Here is a 20,393-nt window from a genome sequence, read left to right as displayed (position 1 = left end):
TATATTCCAATGCCGTAAATGCTTTCACTATCATTCCATAAACAGATTTCATAAGATCATCCGGCTCATGTCCCATGCAGCTATCTTCTCAAATTCTCCTTACTGTTTATTTTACAGAATTTTTCGATACATAAAAGCTAATTTTGTCGTTTTATAAAATAGATCATCAAACCATCTGGAAAAAGCCCCATATCCAAAAAGGAGACGGGCTCATTAGCAAGAGGTCAGAAATATTAAAAATTGAAGCAAGCCCAAATTTCGGGCTTGCTTTTTTAGTCTGCAATATTAATATTGTAATCTCTGAACCAGATATGAATCTGTGCTAACTGAGCCAAAAGCTGCGGACCTGTCATCAGCTGGCCGAACCATGGGACTTTGAAGGATGCGCCCTCGGACTCAATCATTTTTTGCAGTGTAGCCCTGTCAAAGAATTCATGCAGCGCACTGTTCGAATCAGCCATGAATGCTGAAAGCATTCCCTGGACTGCCTGGGTATAGGCCGGATGGTGAGTCTTCGGATATGGACTCTTTTTCCGGTACAAAACTTCATCAGGCAATGTGCCCTCCAATGCTTTGCGCAAGATTCCTTTTTCCCTGTTGCCGTGCATTTTCATTTTCCAAGGGATGTTCCAGACATATTCCACAAGCCTGTGGTCGGCAAACGGAACCCTCACTTCAAGGCTGGCACCCATGCTCATCCGGTCCTTCCGGTCTAGAAGTGTTGTCATGAACCAGATGATATTCAGATAAAATAATTGTCTCCGCTTAGCCTCTACTCGATTTTCCCCATCCAGTATCGGCACCTCTGCGATCGTATCGTTGAATTTTTCCATCATATAATCTTCAAGGCTCAATTTTTTCCGCCAGTGATCCCTTAGCATGTTTTGCCGCTCATTAATCGACCGCATCCATGGAAACCCTGGTCTATTCAGGTCTTCCTCTCTGTGAAACCATGGATAGCCTCCAAAGATCTCATCAGCACATTCACCTGAAAGTCCTACGGTGAAATCCTGTTTGATTTCCCGGCAGAACCAGAGAAGTGATGAATCGATGTCTGCCATTCCTGGCAGGTCCCGGACATGGACAGCTTCTGTTAAATAACCAGCCAGATCCTGCTGGGATATGATGCTGTTATGATGAACGGTACCAAATGTTTCCGTCATTTTATTGATCCAGAAGGCATCAGCATTTGGCTGGAATTCATTTTCCTTGAAATACTTTTCATTGCCTTCGTAATCGATCGAGTAAGTATGCAGGCTGCCCTTACCCTCTGCCTTATAATGATTCGCAGCAATAGCGGTGATTGCGCTTGAATCCAGTCCGCCTGAGAGGAATGTGCATAGCGGCACATCTGAAACTAGCTGTCTTGTGACAGCATCGGTGAACAATTCCCTCACTTTTTCAGTTGTCTCATCAAGAGTATCAGTGTGTTTCTCGCTTTTAACGTTCCAATATCTCCAGATTTTCAGCCCATTTTTTGAAAAAGTCATCCCATGGCCAGGTCGGAGCTCCTTCATGTTTTTAAAGATACCTGCCCCTGGAGAACGGGATGGTCCAAGCCCAAACACCTCACAAAGTCCTTCCCTGTCTACCTCAGCCTTCACTTCCGGATGTGCCAGCAGCGCCTTTTGTTCAGAAGCAAACATAAGACCAGATGCTGTTTCAAGAAAAAACAGTGGCTTCACACCAAGTCTGTCGCGGCCAATGAACAATTGTTCTTGCTGGTGATCCCAAACAGCAAATGCAAAGATCCCGTTTAAATGATCCAGGCAGTTTTCCTTCCATTCCATGAAAGAAGTAAGCAAAACCTCTGTATCAGAATGACCGTTAAAAGAATATCCTTTTAATAGCAGTGCTTTTCTGAGGTCTTCCGTATTATAAAGTTCTCCGTTATAACAAATGGTATAACGGTTATCTCCTTGTGTTCTGGTCATTGGCTGTTTGCCGCCCTCAGGATCGACAACGACCAGCCTTTTATGACCCAGCGCAGCATGCCCTGAAGCCCATACATTGGTATCGTCGGGACCTCTTTTACTCAAAGTTTCCGCCATTTTTGCCATGGTCTCCCGTTCATGATCCAAATTTTTACGATAGTCTACCCAGCCAGTTATTCCACACATCTTTTTGATCATTCCTTTCAGCGGAACTTTTTAATGTCAATAAGCACTCTCAGAACTAGACAATTGCTTAAGCATTACTCATCTTATGCACAATCATCCCAACTGGTTAATTGCCTATCTTTTAAATCATGTTATAAATTCGCCAAAATCTGTCTACAAAGAAGGTGAGCGATAATTAACGGAGGATCCAAATGAATCGACAACACCGAAGCAATCTAATTGAATTCCAGCCCCGTGCATTCAACGCCGGGACAGTAGAATATATTAATTCACAATGGGTTTTCTTTGATGAAGAAACAGAAGAGGCCGCACTTGTCGATGAATTCATCCATCAAGAGGTTGAAGTGCAGCGCAACAATAAATGGTGCAAAGGTTTTTTGCTGGATAACGGCTCCATCCAAACCGGCAGTGAAAAAATCACTTTACAGGACCAGGAAATGATCAAAATCAGGAAACAATTGATCTATTCATTCGAGCGTCTGCTTGATGAGCTGAATGATGAAGCTTTTGTCCAATTTATCAATACATTGAATTCGCTCAACTTTTCGATTTATGATTGCATTTATTGTTATAACCACCTGACCTTCCTTGATCATGAAAAAGGGGTTTCAGGAGTCAATTTTTTAATTCTTGATAATGAAGAATTCATCTGCAGTGTACAACATCACTTTGATTACTTTGAAATACAAAATGACAGGTTCGAATTGACCTTGAACAATGGGAAACGGACTGTAATCGAAAGAATTTCCTAACGACAAAAAGAGCCTGCACTCATTGTGCAGGCTCTGAATTTATTTTATGGTATACTCAACTTTTTCTACAGTCCTGAAGCCTTTTTCAAAAGCAGCTATATCAAGCGGCTTCTGGATGTAGTAACCCTGGGCATAATGGCAGTCCAAGTCTCTTAAGAGGTTCAGCTGTTCATGTGTTTCTACACCTTCGGCAACAATTTTGACTGAGAGCCCCTGTCCCATCGTGATGATTGCCTTGACGATTGCAATATCTGATGGGTCATCATGCAGATTATTGATAAATGACTGGTCGATTTTAAGCGTATCGATGGGCAAATTGCGCAAATAGCTTAATGACGAATAACCTGTGCCGAAGTCATCAATCGAAACCTTTACCCCGAGTTCCTGTAACGATTTCATTACTGAAATGCTATAGACGATATCCTTCAGCATCGCGCTTTCTGTCAGTTCCAGGGAAAGGTATCCTGGGTCAAGCTGAGAAGTCTCCAGGGCTTGAATCACCTGTCCAATAAAAGCATGCTGCTGGAACTGATAGGCTGATACATTTACAGAGATGCCTAAATCCGGGAATCCATTCTGCTGCCAGGCTTTTGTCTGGACACATGCGGTGGTCAGCACCCATGCCCCGATCTCCTCAATCAATCCTGTTTCCTCTGCCAGAGGAATGAACTGTGCTGGCGAAACCAGTCCCAGATGCGGATGCTGCCAGCGAATAAGGGCTTCAGTACACGTAATCTCTCCAGATTTCAAGTCCATGAGCGGCTGGTAGCAAAGATGGAATTCATTCTTTTGAAGCGCTTTCCTTAAATAGCTTTCAAGCTCAAGCCGGACCATTGCCTGGTCATTCATCCCGGTTGAGAAGTAAGTAATCTTATTCCCGCCTTGATTTTTCGAGCGGTTCATCGCAATATCTGCATTTTTCAGGAGTACATGCTCATCAAGACCATCGCCTGGGAAAGAGCTGATTCCAATGCTTGCGGTGACGATGAATTCCTGATTCTGGTAAAATAAAGGCATTGAAATAAGATTCTGCAATTCTCTTGCAGTTCTTGTCGTCTGATCGATGCTGACATTTTCTGTAAGCAACATTGTGAACTTATCACCGCTGAATCTTCCGAGATAAGCGCCTGCTGGAAGTCGATTCTCGATTCTTTCTGCCAGTTCTTTCAAAACAATATCACCAGCATAATGTCCGAGACTGTCGTTGATGATTTTAAAGCGATCAATATCAATGACTAGTACGGCAAGGAGTTCTTTCTTATGCCTGGCACGGTGAATCATTTCTTCGAGCTGTTCGGTAAACCTCATCCTGTTCGGCAATCCCGTATCCTGGTCATAGTAGGCAAGCTGAATGATCTTTTCCTCTGTTTTTTTCTGGGTTGTAATATTCCGGCCAATACCATACGTTCCTACACATGCACCATTTACCGTAATCGGAATATTTTTGATCTGAAAAATTTGGGTTTCACCGCTCTTGACCGGAATCTCAATTGTGTAGGTCTGATCCTTCCCCTTAAGCGCCTGAATAAAATGCATTTTGGCACGGTGCACGTCTTCCTGGTTGATAAAGTCGAGCGCTGACCTGCCAATAAGTTCATTCTCGTTGTAGCCAAAGGTCTTCATGAATGCCTGGTTTATACTTGTGAAATTCCCTGTTAAATCTGTTGAATAGACAAAATCTCCATTGTTGTCAAACAACGAACGATAGTATTGCTCGGAAACTTTGAGGCTTTCGTTAAGCAGAAGGATGTCTTGTTGTGAGGTTTCGACAAGATTATTCAATGTGTTGATGGTGTACTGATCTTGAAGAATAGGATTAAGTTCCTGTTTATCGAAAACTGTAAATGAGATAACATATTGTCGATCACCAGTGAAGCAGCCCTTTGCTTCACAGCTCAACACAGTGGAGGCGGGTAGCTGCTTTTTTAGCAACTGCTCCATACGCTGAAGCACAGGTTTTTCTTTTTGACTGTAAAAGATCTGTACCAATACATTGTGGTTGTCTATGAATGAATTGCCCTCTATAAAGCTATTAAGTTGTATGTCATTTTCGTAAACGCAGCTTTTTGTCGTAGCCATTGCATTCTCCAATTATTATATTTCTCCAATAACCCTTCTCTTAAATTATCATATTTTACGGGGTTAAGATATGACAAAAAAAGAAAAAGCTGCCTATAAGGACAGCTTTCTTTCGACATTTCACTATTAGAACAAATATGTTCCAAGTGGAAGTGAAAACCCTAAATATAGTACAAGAAGAACCGCGACAATGAATTGAATCCACAATACAGACGCTTTCTCGTTCTTTTTTGTACGGATTAAAATCATTTCCAGCATGACGATTACCCACAAGCCTACTGCTGCTTTCAGCACATACATCAGGCTAATATTGATGCTGAAAAGAAGCCAGAAGCCAGTCAAAAGAATCAGCACGTAAAACAATCTAAGGACCATCTGAACAATTTTAGCGCCTTTTTCCTTACCACTTTTATGTAGTCCCAGTGCTACGAAGAATAAAACAAGAGCCAAAAACCAAGCTGTCATATGGGCATGTATCATGTACCCGTCCTCCTAATAGTAAATTCTAAAATATCATATCATAACGGCGTCAAAAAAACTAAAATAAACTGGCCAGGCTATGATTAACTCTCCACTTTGTTACGCAATGTCCCAATCCCTTCAACAGTAATTTCAACGGTATCTCCAGCCTTCAGGAACCTTGGCGGCTTGAAGCCTTTGCCTACGCCTGCTGGTGTTCCGGTAGCAATGATATCCCCTGGCTCGAGTGTCATTCCCTGGGAGAGCACTGAAATGACCTCTTCTACCGGGAAGATAAAGTTTTCGGTATTGGAATCCTGTCTCACTTCTCCATTTACTGTGGTCTTAATATCCAGGTTATTCGGATTGGCGATTGCTGATTTATGGACAATCCACGGCCCCATCGGGCAAGTGGTATCAAGGCTTTTCCCAATGAAAAACTGTTTGTGTTTTGCCTGGAGGTCGCGGGCAGTCACATCGTTAATGATGGTATATCCAAACACGTAATCCAAAGCCTCTTCCCTTTTGATCGCTTTTCCTTGTTTGCCGATGACGACTGCGAGCTCGCCTTCATAGTCCAGTTGCTCTGTCAGTTCGTTATGCTCATCGATGTTCTGATCATGGGCAATGACAGTAGTTGGTGCTTTCGTGAACACCATTACATGCTCAGGGATATCGTCCTTGCTGCCCATTTCAATCGCATGCTCGGCGTAATTTTTGCCCACACAGAAAATATTCTTGGACGGACGCGGAATCGGCGCTAGCAATTCTACTGAGTCAAGCGGGATGTAAAGTTCGCTGTCCAGATTGTTCTCGCTAACCCATTGAAGGGTTCTTTCTGATTCCTGATAAAATACTTCTCCCATTGAAATAGCTTCTAGCAGATCAGCCGGTATCGCTGTTTCACCACCCATTTTTTCATAGGCTTCGCGAAGGGGCAGAACATGGGTCCCTTCTGCATTGACAATTCCAATAAACTGGTAGGAATCATTTTTATATGTAGCGAATTTCATGTTATCGTCCTCCTTTAATTGACTGCTCTTCTATGAATTCCTCTGTTTCGCGAGGATTTTTAAAATGGTATATTTCTTTTCCATGAAGCTTGAATTCTTCTAACTTGGCAATAATGCCAGGAGCTTTTTCACGCTTGTATTTTGCAACCCATTTGATAAAATCCCAATCAAGTCTCTCCGGACAGCCTTCATTCATATCCGGCCTTGTCCTGCCGTGGTACATGATTCTTCTTTTAAAAACTCCATACAGACACCTTGGAGCAGAATAATCGAGGAAGATGATTGTGTCAGCTCCCTGTGCCCTCATGTCCATTGTACTGCCGTAGTTGCCATCCATGATCCATGAATCTTCTTCAATCACTTGCTGAATTAGTTTTTTCCAATCATCCTTTGCAGTCATTTCCCAGCCCGGTTTCCAGTACATTGCATCAAGATGGTACACCTTTAAGTTAATTATTTTTCCGAGCTTCCGGGCCAGTGTCGATTTCCCTGCGCCTCCGCAGCCGATGATGATGACCTTCTCCATCAGGCTTCTCCCTTTTTAAAACGCTGTTTCTTCATGTATGTGCCACTGCGCCACAGCCATTCGACAGGCCCATAGTAAAATCTTTTGACCCACCAACTGCTAAGCCCCAACTGAATCACATAAATTCCAAGCGCAAGCATTGTTCCCGAGAAAATGGACAATTCCCCATAGTATCCTAGTCCATAACTGTAAAAAATCAATGTCGAAACGATAGACTGGAATAGGTAATTGCTGATTGAGATCCTGCCCGCAGCTTCCAGCGGGTAGAACAGTCTGTCGAATCGTTTAAGCTCAGAAATCAGCGCAATGATCAGTGCATACGACATCGCGACCATCGCCCCGCCAAAAATATCCTGCGCATAATCTGTCATTAATGTTTTTCCATACATGTATGGAATTGCTTTGATCAGCAGGCCAAGAGTTGCGAGTACAGCCGCAGCGGCTGCAAGCTTCCTCCTTTTGTCCCGTACATTTTTAAACAGTCTGAGCTTAGCCGCCCCCGCTCCAACCATGAACAGAGGAAGGATAGTGATCAAATATAAGAACAATCCAAACAGGTTATTATTTTTATACCATTCAGTTATTCTATGATGTGTCACTTCAGCAAAGCTGCCATTTTGATAGATGGTTATTGTCTGTTCTGCAGCTTGTGCGTCATACATTGAAAATCCCTCTCCGCCGTCAACGACTGATGCTGCACCGAGCATCAACAACAAGAGAATATTTGGAACTATGTATAAACCCAATCCGCCAATGAGAAGCCTCTTTGCACTCCAGCCAATAAACAGAAGGAAAACAAAACCGCATACTGCATAGGTTATGAGAATATCACCTGGCCAGATCAAGAATGCATGGATGATCCCAATCAACAATAGGATCGAGAGTCTCCTTAATGCAAGAGGATTGAAGCTCAGGCCTTTTGCTATCGTGCGTTCTCTTAAAATTACCAGACCATATCCGAACAGCATTGAAAACAGCGGGTAAAAGCTAGCCTGGATAAATAAATCAATGAACTGGTATGTAAGTAAATTTATTTTTCCAGCCCACCATGTTTCTGGATCGATATAAAAATAGGGCGAATGGAATGAAATCATATTTACAAGAAAAATCCCCAATAATGAAAAGCCCCGCATCCGGTCAATTGAAACAACTCTATTTCCGGATACCTGTCCGTTAATCTCCATTTTCCCCCTCTTCCCATCCAATAGTTAACATCTAATCTATGTATATCACACAATATACCATCATGCCAAAGGTTACTGATGAACAGCTTTGAATGAGAAAGGGGACGCCACAAACAAGACATCCCCTAAGGCTATTAATTTACAAACCTGCCAGTCTTGCCATTTGCTTCCCAGTATTCATTCCGTAAATGGACCTTCTGAATTTTGCCTGAAGCCGTTTTCGGCAGTTCCTTTACGAAAGTGACTCCAGTAATTGCCTTAAAATGGGCAAGTTTTTCTCTCGAAAAAGCAATGAGCTCCTGTTCTGAGACTTGCTCATTTTCACGAAGCACAATATATGCATGCGGAGTCTCGCCCCATTTTTCGTGAGGAACGGCAATGACTGCTGCTTCAAGGACCGACGGATGGTCATATAATACCCCCTCAACTTCGATGGAGGAAATATTTTCGCCTCCGCTAATGATGACGTCTTTCTTGCGGTCGACGATATCAATGTTGCTGTATTCATCGACCGTTGCCATGTCTCCGGTATGAAGCCAGCCATTACGGATCGTTTCCATCGTCGCCTCTTCATTTTTCCAGTACCCTTTCATGACTCCATTGCTTCGGGTAATGACTTCACCTATTTCCTTGCCATCATGGGCAACCTCATCGCCATGATCATTCACGACTTTTACCTGACTGCCAATCATGGATATACCTGCTTTTGCTTTCATTCGGTATTGTTCATTCAAAGGAAGCTGCTTCAAATGTGACCTGACAGTTGAAATTGTGCTCAAAGGGGAGGATTCTGTCATGCCGTATACCTGGATGAACTCCCAGCCCAGTTCCTTTTCCACCCGGGTGACGAATGCTGGTGGCGGAGCAGAACCGGCAATGACCACCCGAACCTGCTGTTCGATGGCCGGGACATTTTTTTCATAAAACTGAAGCAGCGCATTCAACACTGTTGGAGCCATATGCATGACACTGACTTTATGCTTTTCCAGCGCGTTGAAAATCGTCTCGGGCGTCGTTTTCCGGAGGCAAACCTGCGAAGCACCGTTAGCCGTGTAATAAAATGGCGATCCCCAGCCATTAACATGGAACATCGGCAGGACATGCAGGAGGACATCCTCATCGCTGACACGTAAATGGTGCATAGTGCTAAGAGCGTGGAGGTAATTATTCCGGTGCGTGAGCATGACTCCTTTAGGATTCCCAGTCGTCCCACTTGTATAAAGCAGACTGCAGACATCATTTTCATCAAGCTCTTCACGTTTAAAAGGTTCAGCAAATTGCTGTGAAAGCCATTCGTCATAGCCGATCTCATCCAGGCTATCCTCTTTGTAGTGGACAATTATGTGCTGAACGCTTTCGAGCTGATCCTTAATCGGTTGGATCAAATGATATAAGTCCTGGTCCACGAACAAAACTTTTGACTCACTGTGGTTAAGGATGAACAAATAATCATCCGGCTTCAGGCGGATGTTCAAAGGGACCATGACTCCGCCAACCTGGAAGACACCGTAGAAGCCTTCGAGCATTTCGATGGAATTCGGTGCAAGATAGGCAATCCGGTCACCCTTGGAAGTTCCCAGTTTTCTTAATCCCTCCGAAAGCCTGTTCACCCTTCCATTCAGCTCAGAATATGTATGCGACCTGTCCTCAGAATAGATGGCTTCCTTGTTACCGTATAACGATACTGCTCGATCTAGAAACTGGTTCAACAGCAATGGAACGTTCATAATCTTCCTCCTGTAGAATAATTTTATAATTCTAAATATATAAATATATTAACATATTATCCCTTCTGTTATATAACTTTTTAGCTGTTATATAACAAGTATTTTCTTCAAGGCAGCTTTCGCTTTGAGTGAATTGTTTTTTAGCTTAGGATCTTATCTGAACAAGAGCTATTAAAAAGAAACCAAATTTCCAACACCGTTTTTAAAAGGAAAAAGTCTGTGAAAAGAGCCTTGTAAACACAATAGGCATTTTAATCACATTCTTTGTCTGGGCACATAGGATATTAAAGAAATCTAATTAAAGGGTGTTGCAAATGCCAGCAATTGTCGGAGTCGCACAGGTCATTTCTCTGGGAAACAGCGCTGTCTTCCACATAGGCGATGTTTACAGAATAAGCCCGGTTTCCAATGCTAAAACTTTTTCCGGTGCTGGTTCATTCAATACCGGAGATGGATTGACCGTGTACAATAATCAAAGTTCAACAAATACCTATGATCAGGATGCCGTCGATCAAGGCAATTATCTGAATGTATAATGCGGGTGAGTACAATGAATTTTTATATACAACAATCGATCAATATCAACCAACTGAGGATTGATGGAATCACAAACTCTTCTGTTTTGCAAATTGGCAGTGCAGGAATGATAAAACCAGTTTCTTACCTTTATAACACTGGGGGATTCACAGCACCTGCTCCAGAGGCTGTTCACCCTACGGAAATTTCAACTGGCATGGGGGATATGCCAGGCGGCACACTTGAAGCACCTGCCGTCCCTTTGCAGGCTCCTGTTCCACGTAAGTAAAGATATTTTAAAAATTGGCGAATTCGAGGTGATTCATTTTGGATGCGGAATTTTATCAATATATAAAGAAGCTGCATTTATATGTGGAACACCAGAGCAGAAAGACTGCCAGATTGGAGAAGATGGTTTTCGAACTGCAGCAGGAAATTGCTGCACTGAAGGAGCGTCCTCCGGTTCAAATTGGAAATATCGAGTATAAGTTCGACCAGTTAAAAGTGGAAACGCTCGAAGGAACCTTAAATATCGGCTTGAACCCATCAGAATTGGATGGGATCGAAGATTTTTCCGTTGATCAAAAATCTGTGAATGTTCCGATTCCGCCAAAGCAGTTATTTAAAAGGACAATCGAGATTGAAACGGCACTGAACCAATATCTTGAATCTGATTTGGAGAATATTTACCGAGGTGCCCAAACGGAGTTGGGAATAAGTGTAGATGATTCGTATTTTGAGTTTATAAAAAATGATATTAAAAAACAGTTGTCTGGCAGAGCCGCTCAACATTTACAGGAACAATCATCAAGTGAAAGAGGCACTGAACTAAGCCCTCAGCTGAATGAAAAGGTGATTGATTTGCTTAAACAGGAAATCCAGAATGGTGTATTCCTGTTCCTGAAAAACCTGCCGGATAGTGTAAAGGAAGGACGTTCATAATGAATTTCCAAGTCTATAACCGGGATATTTGTGTTGGTGACATCAGGGTCATCGGTGTGTCGAGCTCATCACTGTTGATGGTTGGGGACGCTGAAACAATCCAGCTCGCAGCTACCTTTGACACACCTGCTGAATCGTTGATTGTCGGTCCATTTGTCCCATTGTCGCCGGATATATCGTGATCACTATGCTTCAAAGAACAACATGTGTTGACCATATAAAAATTGACTCGGTATCCTTCTCCTCAATTTTCCAGATTGGTGATTCGGAGCAAATACAGGCGGTCTCAAGGGCATTGGCCGTGCAAAGAGAGGCAGAAATATTTTTTGACAATGAAGGTAATTTCAATGCGTTTCCCGTCTTTTCAGAAGCCATTCCATATCAACCAGCTGATGATGAAAATGTTACTTTCTCAACCCACAACCTCAACCCAGTATTGAAGGTCAGGAACATTGATATCCTGGGTGCCTCTTCCTCATCAGTTGTACACTTAGGAAACAGCCGCAATATAGCCATGGAAGCCCGGGTAAAGCATATACGCCAGCTTCTGCCCCGTAATAACAATTCGGGTGTGGAAGGCATATAGATTTATTATGGAGCTTAGTCTTTATCACTGAACATCTATCAGTCTAAGACAGCAACATTAGCTTTTAAAAAAAGACTAAACAAAAGCAGAAAAGGATGTTTTCAATGCCAGCAATAATAGGTCCTGTGCAAATATTGAATGTAGGCGGCGGGACGGTGCAGTTTGGCGACACGCTGTTCATCTCGCCAAAAAGCAATTCAAAAACAGTCGCTGGGCAAGGTGGATTCAATACTGGCGGATTCATTGTAACGAACAATGGATTAAGTGCCAGCAATGTCCTGGATGCCAACCTGATTGACCAGCCGACAGTAGGAAATAACTAGCGCTTTTTTCTTTTTCTCGCATTAGATTTTGAAATTTTCGGCAGCCTTGTAGAAGGCTGCTTTTTTATCCATTTCAAAAACTTCTTCAATTCAGGATGAGAGCGGAGTCGATCAATCGTGTTCAAACCCGCTGCAAGCTCTTCATTCGTAAACAGAGCATGAATCTGTTTATGACAAGGGATGCATAGAATGGCAGTTGGCATGAAAGTGCCTCCCATTTCTTTAGGAATCAGATGATGGACTGTTACCTCAACCTCTTCCCGGCAGCATAATTCACATTTTGCAAGTTGTTTTTTCTTAGCCACTCGATGGTTCCTCCCTTGTAAAATGAAGTCGCTTTTTTCTATGATAGCATCACATAGCTGCGACCGAAATCATGGTTTTCTGACTGGTCAGGTGCTACTTAGCTTTATTGGTTACCTCATTTCCGAAATTTCTGCTTTTTAGGGCTCCAATGCTATAAAAGGTTCTTACACAAAACTAACTACGAATGTCGTGTCAGCTAAATCACTTCCAAATATCTTCTTAATACAAACTTAAAAAACCGGCAGGATTATTATTCTCATCCCACCGGCTTTTAACATTACTTTATATCTGGTCTAGTTCAAGCAGATGTCCGCCGTCGAAGAAATACAAATACTTCTCTTTAACAGGCTGCTTCCATACTTGTTCGATTGCTTTGGCATACAAACTGATCTGGATTCGATAGCGTTCTTCCAGAATCGGCTTTGCCTGTTCGAAACCACCTTTATAACGGTCATGGATGCCATCTGTTTTAAAATCAAGGAGAACTGTTCCTTTTTCATCCTGGAAAATACAGTCCACTACCCCCTGGATAAAAATCGGCTCGTTTTCTCCCTGCCAATCAGGATATACTTCTTTTGACGGCAATGACAGATAAAAAGGTACCTCCCGGCTGACTTTTTCTGCAGTCAACAGGCGCTTGCCAATGTCCGTTTCAAAGAAGACAAGTATCCATTTCTTATCGACAGCATCGCGTTGCTCTGGGAATAGCAGCTCCTTCTCCACCATCTTCTCCAGTTGGAACTCGAGTGAAGCTTCCGTTACTGGCTGGTTAAGATCGATATGCTGCATGACCATATGCATCGCGGTTCCTCGTTCTGCAGGTGTAAGCTTTTTCTCCTGCATGAATCTTGGCCTGTTGAGGATTGGTTTTGAGAACCTCCTGACAATCTGCGTACCGCTCTCTTCATCCCTGGTTTCGTGGTTGCGCTTCAGCTCGGTAACGGACTGCTTGGAACGGTGGTTTGCCGCTTCCTTGAAGTGATAATTCCATGAAAGCTGCCTGTGCACTGTTTCTGCCAGTTGAGAGTCTTTGTTTACAGGTTTTCCTGCTTCAACAAGATCCATCAGGCTTTCGTGCTCTTCAGTTTTTTCGTCACCATATGAAGCAATTTCCTCTGCATTGATGGTTTCGATTTTCCAGCGGGAAGGATGGCAGCTAATGTCTTCCCCAAGTACCGGATGAAGGGAAACCTCACTTCCCCTGATGCCGTCACAATCCTGGTGGCGGATAACCGCGGGGCCAATCCAGTCAATATAGCCCGAAGCTGACGCCCTTAGATATTCATCCAGCAGCCAGTCAGGATGGCTTGCCTCGTCCTGCCATTTACTGATCGTTTTTTCAGCATCCTTGACCGATCCTATCAAGTAAAGCTTTTCCTTGGCACGCGTCAAGGCAACGTATAGTACTCTCATTTCCTCTGCCAACATTTCCATCTTATGCTTGCGCTTGAAGGCTAACTGCGGCAAGGAAGGGTAGGAAATCCGCTTCTCAGGATTGATATATTTTGCCGCGAAACCAAACTCTTTATCGAGCATGTAGAATTTCTTCAGGTCCATCGTATTGAAATTGCGGGCCAGGCCGGCAACGAAGACTACCGGGAACTCAAGGCCCTTGCTGCTGTGGATCGTCATGATTCTGACGACATCTTCCTGTTCTCCAAGAGCCCTGGCGGCACCCAGGTCGTCGCCTCGCTCCCTCATCCGCTCAATGAATCGCAAAAAGCGGAACAAGCCTCGGAAACTTGTTGCTTCATATTGTCTCGCGCGATCATATAATGCTCGCAAGTTTGCCTGGCGTTGCTTGCCTCCTGGCATCCCGCCGGCAAAATCGAAGAAACGGGTTTCCCTGTATAATTGCCAGATCAAATCAGATACAGAACCCTGTCTTGCTGAAGTCCTCCAGCTCTTTAAGCTTTCGAAGAAGCGACTTGTCTTCTCATGCAATTCTTCATTTCCCGGCAACGGCTTTTGAAGGCAGAATGCTGTCAATGCCTCATAGAAAGAACCGCGTTTCTGGCTGACCCTGATGATGGCAAGCTCTTCTTCATCCAGTCCGACAATCGGGGATCTCAGGACTGCAGCCAGAGGGATATCCTGATAAGGATTGTCGATCACCTTCAACAAGGAAATCATGATCGCTACCTCTGTTGCCTGGAAATAACCAGTGGAAAGGTTTGCGTAAATCGGGATGCCCTGCTGCTTGAACTCCTCCATGATTTGCGGCGCCCATGTCATCGAGCGGAGGAGTATGACGATATCACGGTAGTTGACGGGTTTTGATGTCTTAGTCTTTGGGTTGTAAACACCCCGACGCTCTTCTACCATATCCTTAATATGCTTCGCCATCAGCCTTGCTTCGAGCTGGGATTGTTCCAGGTCGTCTGCGTCGAATTCATCTGCTGCCGTTTCACTATCTTCCCCAGGATCACTTTCTGATGATGCGCCCTCGCTTTTATCAATCAAGAGCAGTTCCACAGGGAACTCGTCATCTTCAGGATATGGCGCTCCTTTTTTCAGCTCAGCATTCTCATCGTAATGAATCTCGCCTACCTTGATGCCCATGATTTGCTTGAATAAATAATTGGTCCCATCAAGAACCTCCCTGCGGCTCCGGAAGTTCTTGGCCAGGTCTATTTTCAATCCTGTTCCTTCGCCATTCGATGTGAACCTGTTGTATTTACCCAGGAACAGATTAGGCTCAGCAAGACGGAACTTGTAGATCGACTGCTTTACATCACCAACCATGAACAAGTTTCCTGATGTCTCCCCCTCAGCTGTCACAAGCTGGAGGATCGCTTCCTGTACCATGTTCGTATCCTGGTATTCATCCACGAGCACTTCCTTGAATTTATTGCGATAGGCGAGTGCTGCTTCTGAAGGTTTAGATTCACCTGCAGGGAATTCTTGCTCCTGATCCGATTTTGCTGTGAGAATCTCCAATGTATAATGCTCAAGGTCCGAGAAATCAACAAGACCACGCTCCTGCTTCACTTCTCCAAACCGGTGCGAGAATTCTTTTACAAGACCAATCAGGACAGCGACTAACGGTTTCATTTCCTGCATATCCTTCAGGAAGCTTTCAGGTTTTCGTGAAAATAGTTCGCCTCTTAGATCCTGGACGATTTTCTTTGCCCGGTCACGGAGTTTGGCCGCCTTTTCTACAAGATCCTTGTTGAAATCATCACCGCGGCATGTTTTCGCCCTGCCAAAATTGGCCAGCTGGATTGCTTCATAAAGCTCGGTCCATGATTGGTCTTTTGCAGCAAGCAAAGTTTCAATCACATGGAGGTCTTCGGTAAAATTAACGGCCCTTGGTGCTGGCCCTCCTGGCATTTTGGCAATCTCCATCCCTTTTTCAAGAAGCTGTTTCGCTCCCTCAAGCTGAAGTTCAATATCCGCAATGAGCACTTCTGTGAAAGGCAGGTCCTCAATCGCAGCATTGCCTGCCGCATCATACATTGAAACAATTGAATCCAGATAAGCATCAGGAGATGGATTGGATCTGGCGAAATCAAACAGGTCGACAATGATGTCCTTCAAGCCTTCGTCGCTGCGGTCATTCGTGAACGCATCCACCAAGTTGAAAAAGTGCTGATTATCTGCTTTTCCGTATTCTTCTTCGAACAGATCCTCAATCACTTCATCCCTAAGCAGCTGCCCTTCGGTTTGATCAGCGATCCTGAAACCTGGGTCCACATCGATTAGGTAATAATATTTTCTGATCACTTCAAGACAGAAGGAGTGGAGTGTTGAAATAGACGCTCTGTTCAAGAGACTAAGCTGCTTTTTCAAATGAGTCGAAGCCGGGTTGCTGTCGATTGCTTTTTCCAGCGCTTCCCCTATCCTGTGTCGCATTTCAGCCGCAGAGGCATTGGTGAATGTCACTACGAGCAATTCATCAACATCAATCGGATTGCTTTCCGAAGTGATTTTCTTGATGATTCTCTCAACAAGCACTGCCGTTTTCCCCGACCCTGCTGCCGCTGCAACAAGGATATCCTGTCCCGATGCCATGATTGCCTTCCACTGATCTTCCGTCCAGGTTGCCCCTTCCGGTACTGGCGGTATAGTTGTTTTAGCCAAGATCCTCTTCCTCCTCTCCAATTGATGCAAGAATATCCAGTTTCTTGATTTCTTCCAATCGATCATTTACTCCAGGCAAGCCGTCGTTTGCCTTAATGTCTTGATCCTGCCGAAGTGACGCTAGCAAGTCTTCCTTTTTAATGACTGGAAGCTTCCTGAAGTCATTCGATTCCACTGCCTGGTCGAACTGGCAGACCGGCTTGTAAGAACAGAATGTACATGGTGCCCTGTCCTTAAGCTTATACGGCGCAACATCGACGATTCCGCTGACGATCCTGTTACCGGTCTCAACATACTTATGGCGCACAAATTGCCGCAAGTGGTCAAAGTCTTCCTTGCTGGCAACCTTCGAACTTTTCAGCAGGCTTCCATCCTTTTTAAAACCTGCGGAAATAATCTGGGAGCTACCTGTATCCAGTCCCTTGTCCATCATCCTGATGACATTTTCATCGCTTAGCAGCAATCCGTTCATTTTAAAGCGTTTGAGGATTTCCTCTTCAATTTCATCAAGAGTCAGCATTTTTGATGCATTGACAATCGGGTTATGGACATGGAAATACAGGACTCCCGCTGGGTCAGCAGCCTTGCCGACCAACAATGGCGAATGAGTGATGATAATGTCCAGGTAGGTGAGCATCTGAAGGGCCACACCATAATAAACCTCCGTCAAATTAACATCCTTCACGCTCGATTTATAATCGACGACCCGCAGGTACATTCCCTTGTCGTCCTCTGCTTTATCGACGCGGTCAATCCGGCCCATGAGTTCCATCCTGGTACCGTTTTTAAGCGAAAAAGCAAGTGGCGGCAGTTTTCCCTGGCGGCCAAAACCAAGCTCCAAGCCTACTGGCGAAAATCCGCTGACCTTTGCATGCTCACTTAAGACAAGCGATGCGCGGCTGATGATATTTTGCAGCTTCTGCCTGATATAATGGTGCCTGTTCGAACTTAGCAAAATCTCATTCTGCAATTTAGGAGCCAGCTTTTGGACTGCATCCTTCGCCAGTTCTTCAGCCTGGGCTCTTGTAAGCTGGGCCCAGCTGAGGTTTTGCTGCATGACGGTCTCGGCAATTTCCTTCAACGCAGCGTGGAACAGATCACCGATATCCGGAGCCTCAAGACGGAAGATCTGGCGGTCACGCAGCTTCAATCCATGCTGTACGTAGTGCGAGAATGGGCAGCTATTGAACAATTCCATCCTTGATACACTGGCCTGGATTTCATCACCATATAGCTCCTTCGTGACTTCTTCGGACAACTGCTTCGTCCTGTTTTCGTAAAATAGGCTTGAAAGAACCTTGCGTGCAGTATCAGCCCATTGATGATTGTTTAAATAATAATCATACACATCCCACCAAAAATCATAGACTGGATAATTGCGCTTCTTCAATTGAAGCTGGGATGTCAGATAAGACAGAGCAACGTTTTCTCCAGCTGCGTACTCTATTTGCTCCTCTTCCGGCAATTCCGATGGATCTGGCAGGAAGAAGTGCGATTGATGCTCAGGGAAAAGATCAGAAATCCTCTTAATAAATGAAGATGGCATCAAAGCTTTCCCTTCTTCATTGGCTATAGGGTAACTGATATACAGCTGTTCTGATGGCGTCACAAATGCCTTATAAGCAATGAAGTTTTCGTCCAGCAGCTTCGTGCGGCTGCTTGGGGCAAGCTTTATGCCTTTTGACTGCAAAAGCTCCCGGTCATCATCCGCAAAAATTCCCTCCTCCGACATCTTCGCAGGCAGAACACCTTCATTGACACCGATCACAAATGCGACCTTAACATCGGCAAGCCTTGTTTTTTCAAGGTCGGCAACCAATATCTGGTCAATTGCCGGTGGAATGAGTGAGAATCTTAAAGATTCAAAGCCAGCATCAAGAATCGTCACGAACTTTTTAGGCACAACTTTCGTGTCACCAAGCATCTCGACGAATTGATCAAGCAGGTTGATCACTGCATTCCAGGCCTGCTCATGCTCTCTCGCCTCTACCAGCTTGCCTTCCTGCTCAGCCGCCATTCTCCATGCTTCGAGCTTAGCCGGAATATCAAGCTCTTCCATGAATAAATAGACTGCTTCCGAAAGCTTCCTTCCCGTGTCAGCGCGCTTCAAGCGGCGGGCCATCCGCAGCAGCGGAGAAGTAATCAACAGCCGCAGATCATTCAGTTCCTGTTCTGTCTGTTTTTCTGCATCTGTCTGGGCCACACTGTCATACTCAAGGCCGCGGATCCTTCGGTATTTCCAACGTTCTTTTTTCGTCCATTTAACTCCCTGGATGCCATATGCAAGTACATAGTTCTCCAGCACATCCATCTGTTCGCGCATCTTGTTCAGATTAATGCCATCCGGAAACAATAAGTCAGTTTTTACAGCCCGGAAAATAGGTTCATAACGCCAGTTACCCAATACCGTTTCAAGGCTGGAACGGACCAGCTCAATCAATGGATGATGAAGCATATTCCGCTTCTGGTCGATAAAGTATGGAAGCCCATAATCATCAAAGATCGTTTCAAGCACTTCGCGATATTCGCTGCCTCTCATCAAAACCGCAATATCACGGTAACGGTAACCATTATCCCTTGCAAGTCCGAGAATCTTGCGCGCAACTCCTTCAAGTTCTGCCCTTCTGTTGGCAGCCTGGGCGATATGGATCGCAGCCTCTCCGTTATATTTAACGGCAGGCCTGGAATCAAATTCTCTTTCAAGGTGCTGAAGGGATTCATCCTGCCAACGTCTCTGCTCTGTCAACACGACATCTTCTTCCAGCTCATAGCCTTTTGTCCTAATCATGTCATACAGTGTTGAACAGGTTTCTCCAGTTATCCTGAATAAATGCAGCTCGTCAGGCTGAGCATCTTTAAAACCCTGGTCGACGGGTAGCGCAATCGTCACCCTTTTACATGTGCCGATCAGCTGGTCAATAATCATCAATTCAAGGGGAGTGAAGCTGTAAAAACCATCGATGTATACTTCCGCATTTTTTAAATATTGTGAGGCAGGGATTTTCTCGGCAAGCAGTTTAAAGTAATCCTCTGAATCGATATATTTGCCGAATAGTTCATCTTCAAATTGACGATAGACTAACTCAAGATCATGGACTTTATCCTTCAGCGCTTTATTGCCTGCGGAGCTTTCCTCCATTTTTCCAGTGAGCTCATCCGGGTTAATCGCATAGCGTTTGAACTCAATCAGCATCTGCTCCATCTGCTGGACAAATCCATTTTTATCCGCTGCCTTTTGGAAGATTTTCAAATCATCTTTTTTATCCTCAATGATCTTGCGGATCATCATGCTGATCCCGACGCTATCCAAATGCTGGCGAGTATATCCGCCTGTTTCCTGCAGGATTCTCCAGGCAAGGCGCGGAAAGCTGAATACCTGCCCCCTGATCATCCCCCCAAGCTCAGGGTCAGTGGACAATCTGTATTCGGAAAGGAATGACATTTGTTCAGGAACAAGATAAACTACCGGATCCCCCTGGGGGTCGAAAATGAGCCTGTCCTTGATTTCATTTATGATCATCTCGGTCTTGCCGCTTCCCGAGCGCCCGAGTACTAAACGTACAGACATCTGACTTCCCCTTTCTCTCTTAAAATATCTATCTCTGTATCACTTTTAAAATTGAAAAAGGCGCTTCATATTCATGCGCCTTCTCCATACCAAACGATTGTTCTATATATCATTCATTATACCTTTTTTTCAGGCCATTTTGGAAGCAGGAAGCCCGTTAATTTTTGCCAAAACAACCTGCAAAATCAACGGTGGCTTCATATGTTAGT

General features: G+C 44.3%; 17 protein-coding genes. 7 read left to right on the top strand and 10 right to left on the bottom strand.

Going from position 1 to position 20,393, the window contains the following annotated elements:
- Nucleotides 1-272: 272 nt before the first annotated feature.
- Nucleotides 273-2,120 carry an asparagine synthase (glutamine-hydrolyzing) gene (asnB, locus tag AC0VX7_RS06695; protein WP_475427191.1) on the bottom strand — a complete coding sequence of 616 codons (1,848 nt, stop codon included), beginning with the start codon at nucleotides 2,118-2,120 and terminating at the stop codon, nucleotides 273-275.
- Nucleotides 2,121-2,311: 191 nt separating this feature from the next.
- Between asnB and AC0VX7_RS06690 the strand changes: the two genes are divergently transcribed.
- Nucleotides 2,312-2,872: a DUF2777 domain-containing protein gene (locus AC0VX7_RS06690; protein ID WP_475427190.1), complete on the top strand. Its 561-nt coding sequence runs from the start codon at nucleotides 2,312-2,314 to the stop codon at nucleotides 2,870-2,872.
- A gap of 39 nt (nucleotides 2,873-2,911) precedes the next feature.
- Here AC0VX7_RS06690 and AC0VX7_RS06685 read toward each other — a convergent pair whose 3' ends face one another.
- The 6 genes from AC0VX7_RS06685 to AC0VX7_RS06660 form a co-directional block, all read right to left on the bottom strand.
- Nucleotides 2,912-4,951, bottom strand: a complete 2,040-nt coding sequence (locus tag AC0VX7_RS06685; protein WP_475427189.1) for a sensor domain-containing protein — start codon at nucleotides 4,949-4,951, stop codon at nucleotides 2,912-2,914.
- 126 nt (nucleotides 4,952-5,077) lie between these two features.
- Entirely contained in the window at nucleotides 5,078-5,431 is a 354-nt protein-coding gene (locus AC0VX7_RS06680) for a YisL family protein (RefSeq protein ID WP_475427188.1), read from the bottom strand.
- An 83-nt stretch (nucleotides 5,432-5,514) separates the two neighbouring features.
- The gene (locus AC0VX7_RS06675) at nucleotides 5,515-6,423 is read right to left on the bottom strand and encodes a fumarylacetoacetate hydrolase family protein (RefSeq protein ID WP_475427187.1); all 909 of its coding nucleotides are present in this window, start codon (nucleotides 6,421-6,423) and stop codon (nucleotides 5,515-5,517) included.
- A gap of 1 nt (nucleotide 6,424) precedes the next feature.
- The gene (locus AC0VX7_RS06670) at nucleotides 6,425-6,949 is read right to left on the bottom strand and encodes a DNA topology modulation protein (RefSeq protein ID WP_475427186.1); all 525 of its coding nucleotides are present in this window, start codon (nucleotides 6,947-6,949) and stop codon (nucleotides 6,425-6,427) included.
- On the bottom strand, nucleotides 6,949-8,133 hold the full coding sequence (locus AC0VX7_RS06665) for a DUF418 domain-containing protein (protein ID WP_475427185.1): 1,185 nt from the start codon (nucleotides 8,131-8,133) through the stop codon (nucleotides 6,949-6,951). Before AC0VX7_RS06665 ends, AC0VX7_RS06670 begins: the two co-directional genes overlap by 1 nt.
- A gap of 134 nt (nucleotides 8,134-8,267) precedes the next feature.
- A complete protein-coding gene (locus AC0VX7_RS06660; RefSeq protein WP_475427184.1) occupies nucleotides 8,268-9,860 on the bottom strand; it encodes a long-chain-fatty-acid--CoA ligase in 1,593 nt (530 codons plus the stop codon).
- Nucleotides 9,861-10,174: 314 nt separating this feature from the next.
- On the opposite strand from AC0VX7_RS06660, the gene AC0VX7_RS06655 reads away from it, so the two are divergent.
- The 6 genes from AC0VX7_RS06655 to AC0VX7_RS06630 all read left to right on the top strand — a co-directional run bounded on the left by AC0VX7_RS06655 (nucleotide 10,175) and on the right by AC0VX7_RS06630 (nucleotide 12,227).
- The gene (locus AC0VX7_RS06655; protein ID WP_041967408.1) at nucleotides 10,175-10,396 is read left to right on the top strand and encodes a spore germination protein; all 222 of its coding nucleotides are present in this window, start codon (nucleotides 10,175-10,177) and stop codon (nucleotides 10,394-10,396) included.
- Nucleotides 10,397-10,410: 14 nt separating this feature from the next.
- Nucleotides 10,411-10,665 carry a spore germination protein GerPB gene (locus tag AC0VX7_RS06650; RefSeq protein ID WP_475427183.1) on the top strand — a complete coding sequence of 85 codons (255 nt, stop codon included), beginning with the start codon at nucleotides 10,411-10,413 and terminating at the stop codon, nucleotides 10,663-10,665.
- A gap of 38 nt (nucleotides 10,666-10,703) precedes the next feature.
- Nucleotides 10,704-11,318 (top strand): spore germination protein GerPC, encoded by a 615-nt coding sequence (gene gerPC / locus AC0VX7_RS06645; protein ID WP_475427182.1) that lies wholly within the window; start codon nucleotides 10,704-10,706, stop codon nucleotides 11,316-11,318.
- Nucleotides 11,318-11,500 carry a spore gernimation protein GerPD gene (locus AC0VX7_RS06640; RefSeq protein WP_041967411.1) on the top strand — a complete coding sequence of 61 codons (183 nt, stop codon included), beginning with the start codon at nucleotides 11,318-11,320 and terminating at the stop codon, nucleotides 11,498-11,500. Before gerPC ends, AC0VX7_RS06640 begins: the two co-directional genes overlap by 1 nt.
- Nucleotides 11,501-11,505: 5 nt before the next feature.
- Nucleotides 11,506-11,904: a spore germination protein GerPE gene (locus AC0VX7_RS06635; protein WP_475427181.1), complete on the top strand. Its 399-nt coding sequence runs from the start codon at nucleotides 11,506-11,508 to the stop codon at nucleotides 11,902-11,904.
- Between the two features lie 104 nt (nucleotides 11,905-12,008).
- On the top strand, nucleotides 12,009-12,227 hold the full coding sequence (locus AC0VX7_RS06630; protein ID WP_023615349.1) for a spore germination protein: 219 nt from the start codon (nucleotides 12,009-12,011) through the stop codon (nucleotides 12,225-12,227).
- Here the strand turns inward: AC0VX7_RS06630 and AC0VX7_RS06625 are convergent.
- The 3 genes from AC0VX7_RS06625 to addB form a co-directional block, all read right to left on the bottom strand.
- On the bottom strand, nucleotides 12,224-12,532 hold the full coding sequence (locus tag AC0VX7_RS06625) for an HNH endonuclease (protein ID WP_475427180.1): 309 nt from the start codon (nucleotides 12,530-12,532) through the stop codon (nucleotides 12,224-12,226). The two genes, AC0VX7_RS06630 and AC0VX7_RS06625, sit on opposite strands and share 4 nt — an antisense overlap.
- Before the next feature lie 283 nt (nucleotides 12,533-12,815).
- Entirely contained in the window at nucleotides 12,816-16,616 is a 3,801-nt protein-coding gene (gene addA / locus AC0VX7_RS06620; protein WP_475427179.1) for a helicase-exonuclease AddAB subunit AddA, read from the bottom strand.
- A complete protein-coding gene (gene addB, locus AC0VX7_RS06615; RefSeq protein WP_475427178.1) occupies nucleotides 16,609-20,184 on the bottom strand; it encodes a helicase-exonuclease AddAB subunit AddB in 3,576 nt (1,191 codons plus the stop codon). Before addB ends, addA begins: the two co-directional genes overlap by 8 nt.
- Nucleotides 20,185-20,393 lie beyond the last annotated feature (209 nt).

The organism is Mesobacillus sp. QJM3NY_10, assembly GCF_056173465.1.
The sequence above is the reverse complement of the archived record's forward strand: the minus strand, read 5'-3'. Positions and strand labels throughout refer to the sequence as shown.

Excerpts from the sequence above, each read along its gene's own strand:
- AC0VX7_RS06650 (WP_475427183.1), top strand. The coding sequence starts at position 10,411 with ATGAATTTTTATATACAACAATCGATCAATATCAACCAACTGAGGATT.
- asnB (WP_475427191.1), bottom strand. The coding sequence starts at position 2,120 with ATGTGTGGAATAACTGGCTGGGTAGACTATCGTAAAAATTTGGATCAT.
- AC0VX7_RS06665 (WP_475427185.1), bottom strand. The coding sequence starts at position 8,133 with ATGGAGATTAACGGACAGGTATCCGGAAATAGAGTTGTTTCAATTGAC.
- AC0VX7_RS06690 (WP_475427190.1), top strand. The coding sequence starts at position 2,312 with ATGAATCGACAACACCGAAGCAATCTAATTGAATTCCAGCCCCGTGCA.
- AC0VX7_RS06635 (WP_475427181.1), top strand. The coding sequence starts at position 11,506 with ATGCTTCAAAGAACAACATGTGTTGACCATATAAAAATTGACTCGGTA.
- addB (WP_475427178.1), bottom strand. The coding sequence starts at position 20,184 with ATGTCTGTACGTTTAGTACTCGGGCGCTCGGGAAGCGGCAAGACCGAG.
- AC0VX7_RS06640 (WP_041967411.1), top strand. The coding sequence starts at position 11,318 with ATGAATTTCCAAGTCTATAACCGGGATATTTGTGTTGGTGACATCAGG.
- AC0VX7_RS06685 (WP_475427189.1), bottom strand. The coding sequence starts at position 4,951 with ATGGCTACGACAAAAAGCTGCGTTTACGAAAATGACATACAACTTAAT.
- AC0VX7_RS06675 (WP_475427187.1), bottom strand. The coding sequence starts at position 6,423 with ATGAAATTCGCTACATATAAAAATGATTCCTACCAGTTTATTGGAATT.
- AC0VX7_RS06680 (WP_475427188.1), bottom strand. The coding sequence starts at position 5,431 with ATGATACATGCCCATATGACAGCTTGGTTTTTGGCTCTTGTTTTATTC.
- AC0VX7_RS06670 (WP_475427186.1), bottom strand. The coding sequence starts at position 6,949 with ATGGAGAAGGTCATCATCATCGGCTGCGGAGGCGCAGGGAAATCGACA.
- AC0VX7_RS06660 (WP_475427184.1), bottom strand. The coding sequence starts at position 9,860 with ATGAACGTTCCATTGCTGTTGAACCAGTTTCTAGATCGAGCAGTATCG.
- AC0VX7_RS06630 (WP_023615349.1), top strand. The coding sequence starts at position 12,009 with ATGCCAGCAATAATAGGTCCTGTGCAAATATTGAATGTAGGCGGCGGG.
- AC0VX7_RS06655 (WP_041967408.1), top strand. The coding sequence starts at position 10,175 with ATGCCAGCAATTGTCGGAGTCGCACAGGTCATTTCTCTGGGAAACAGC.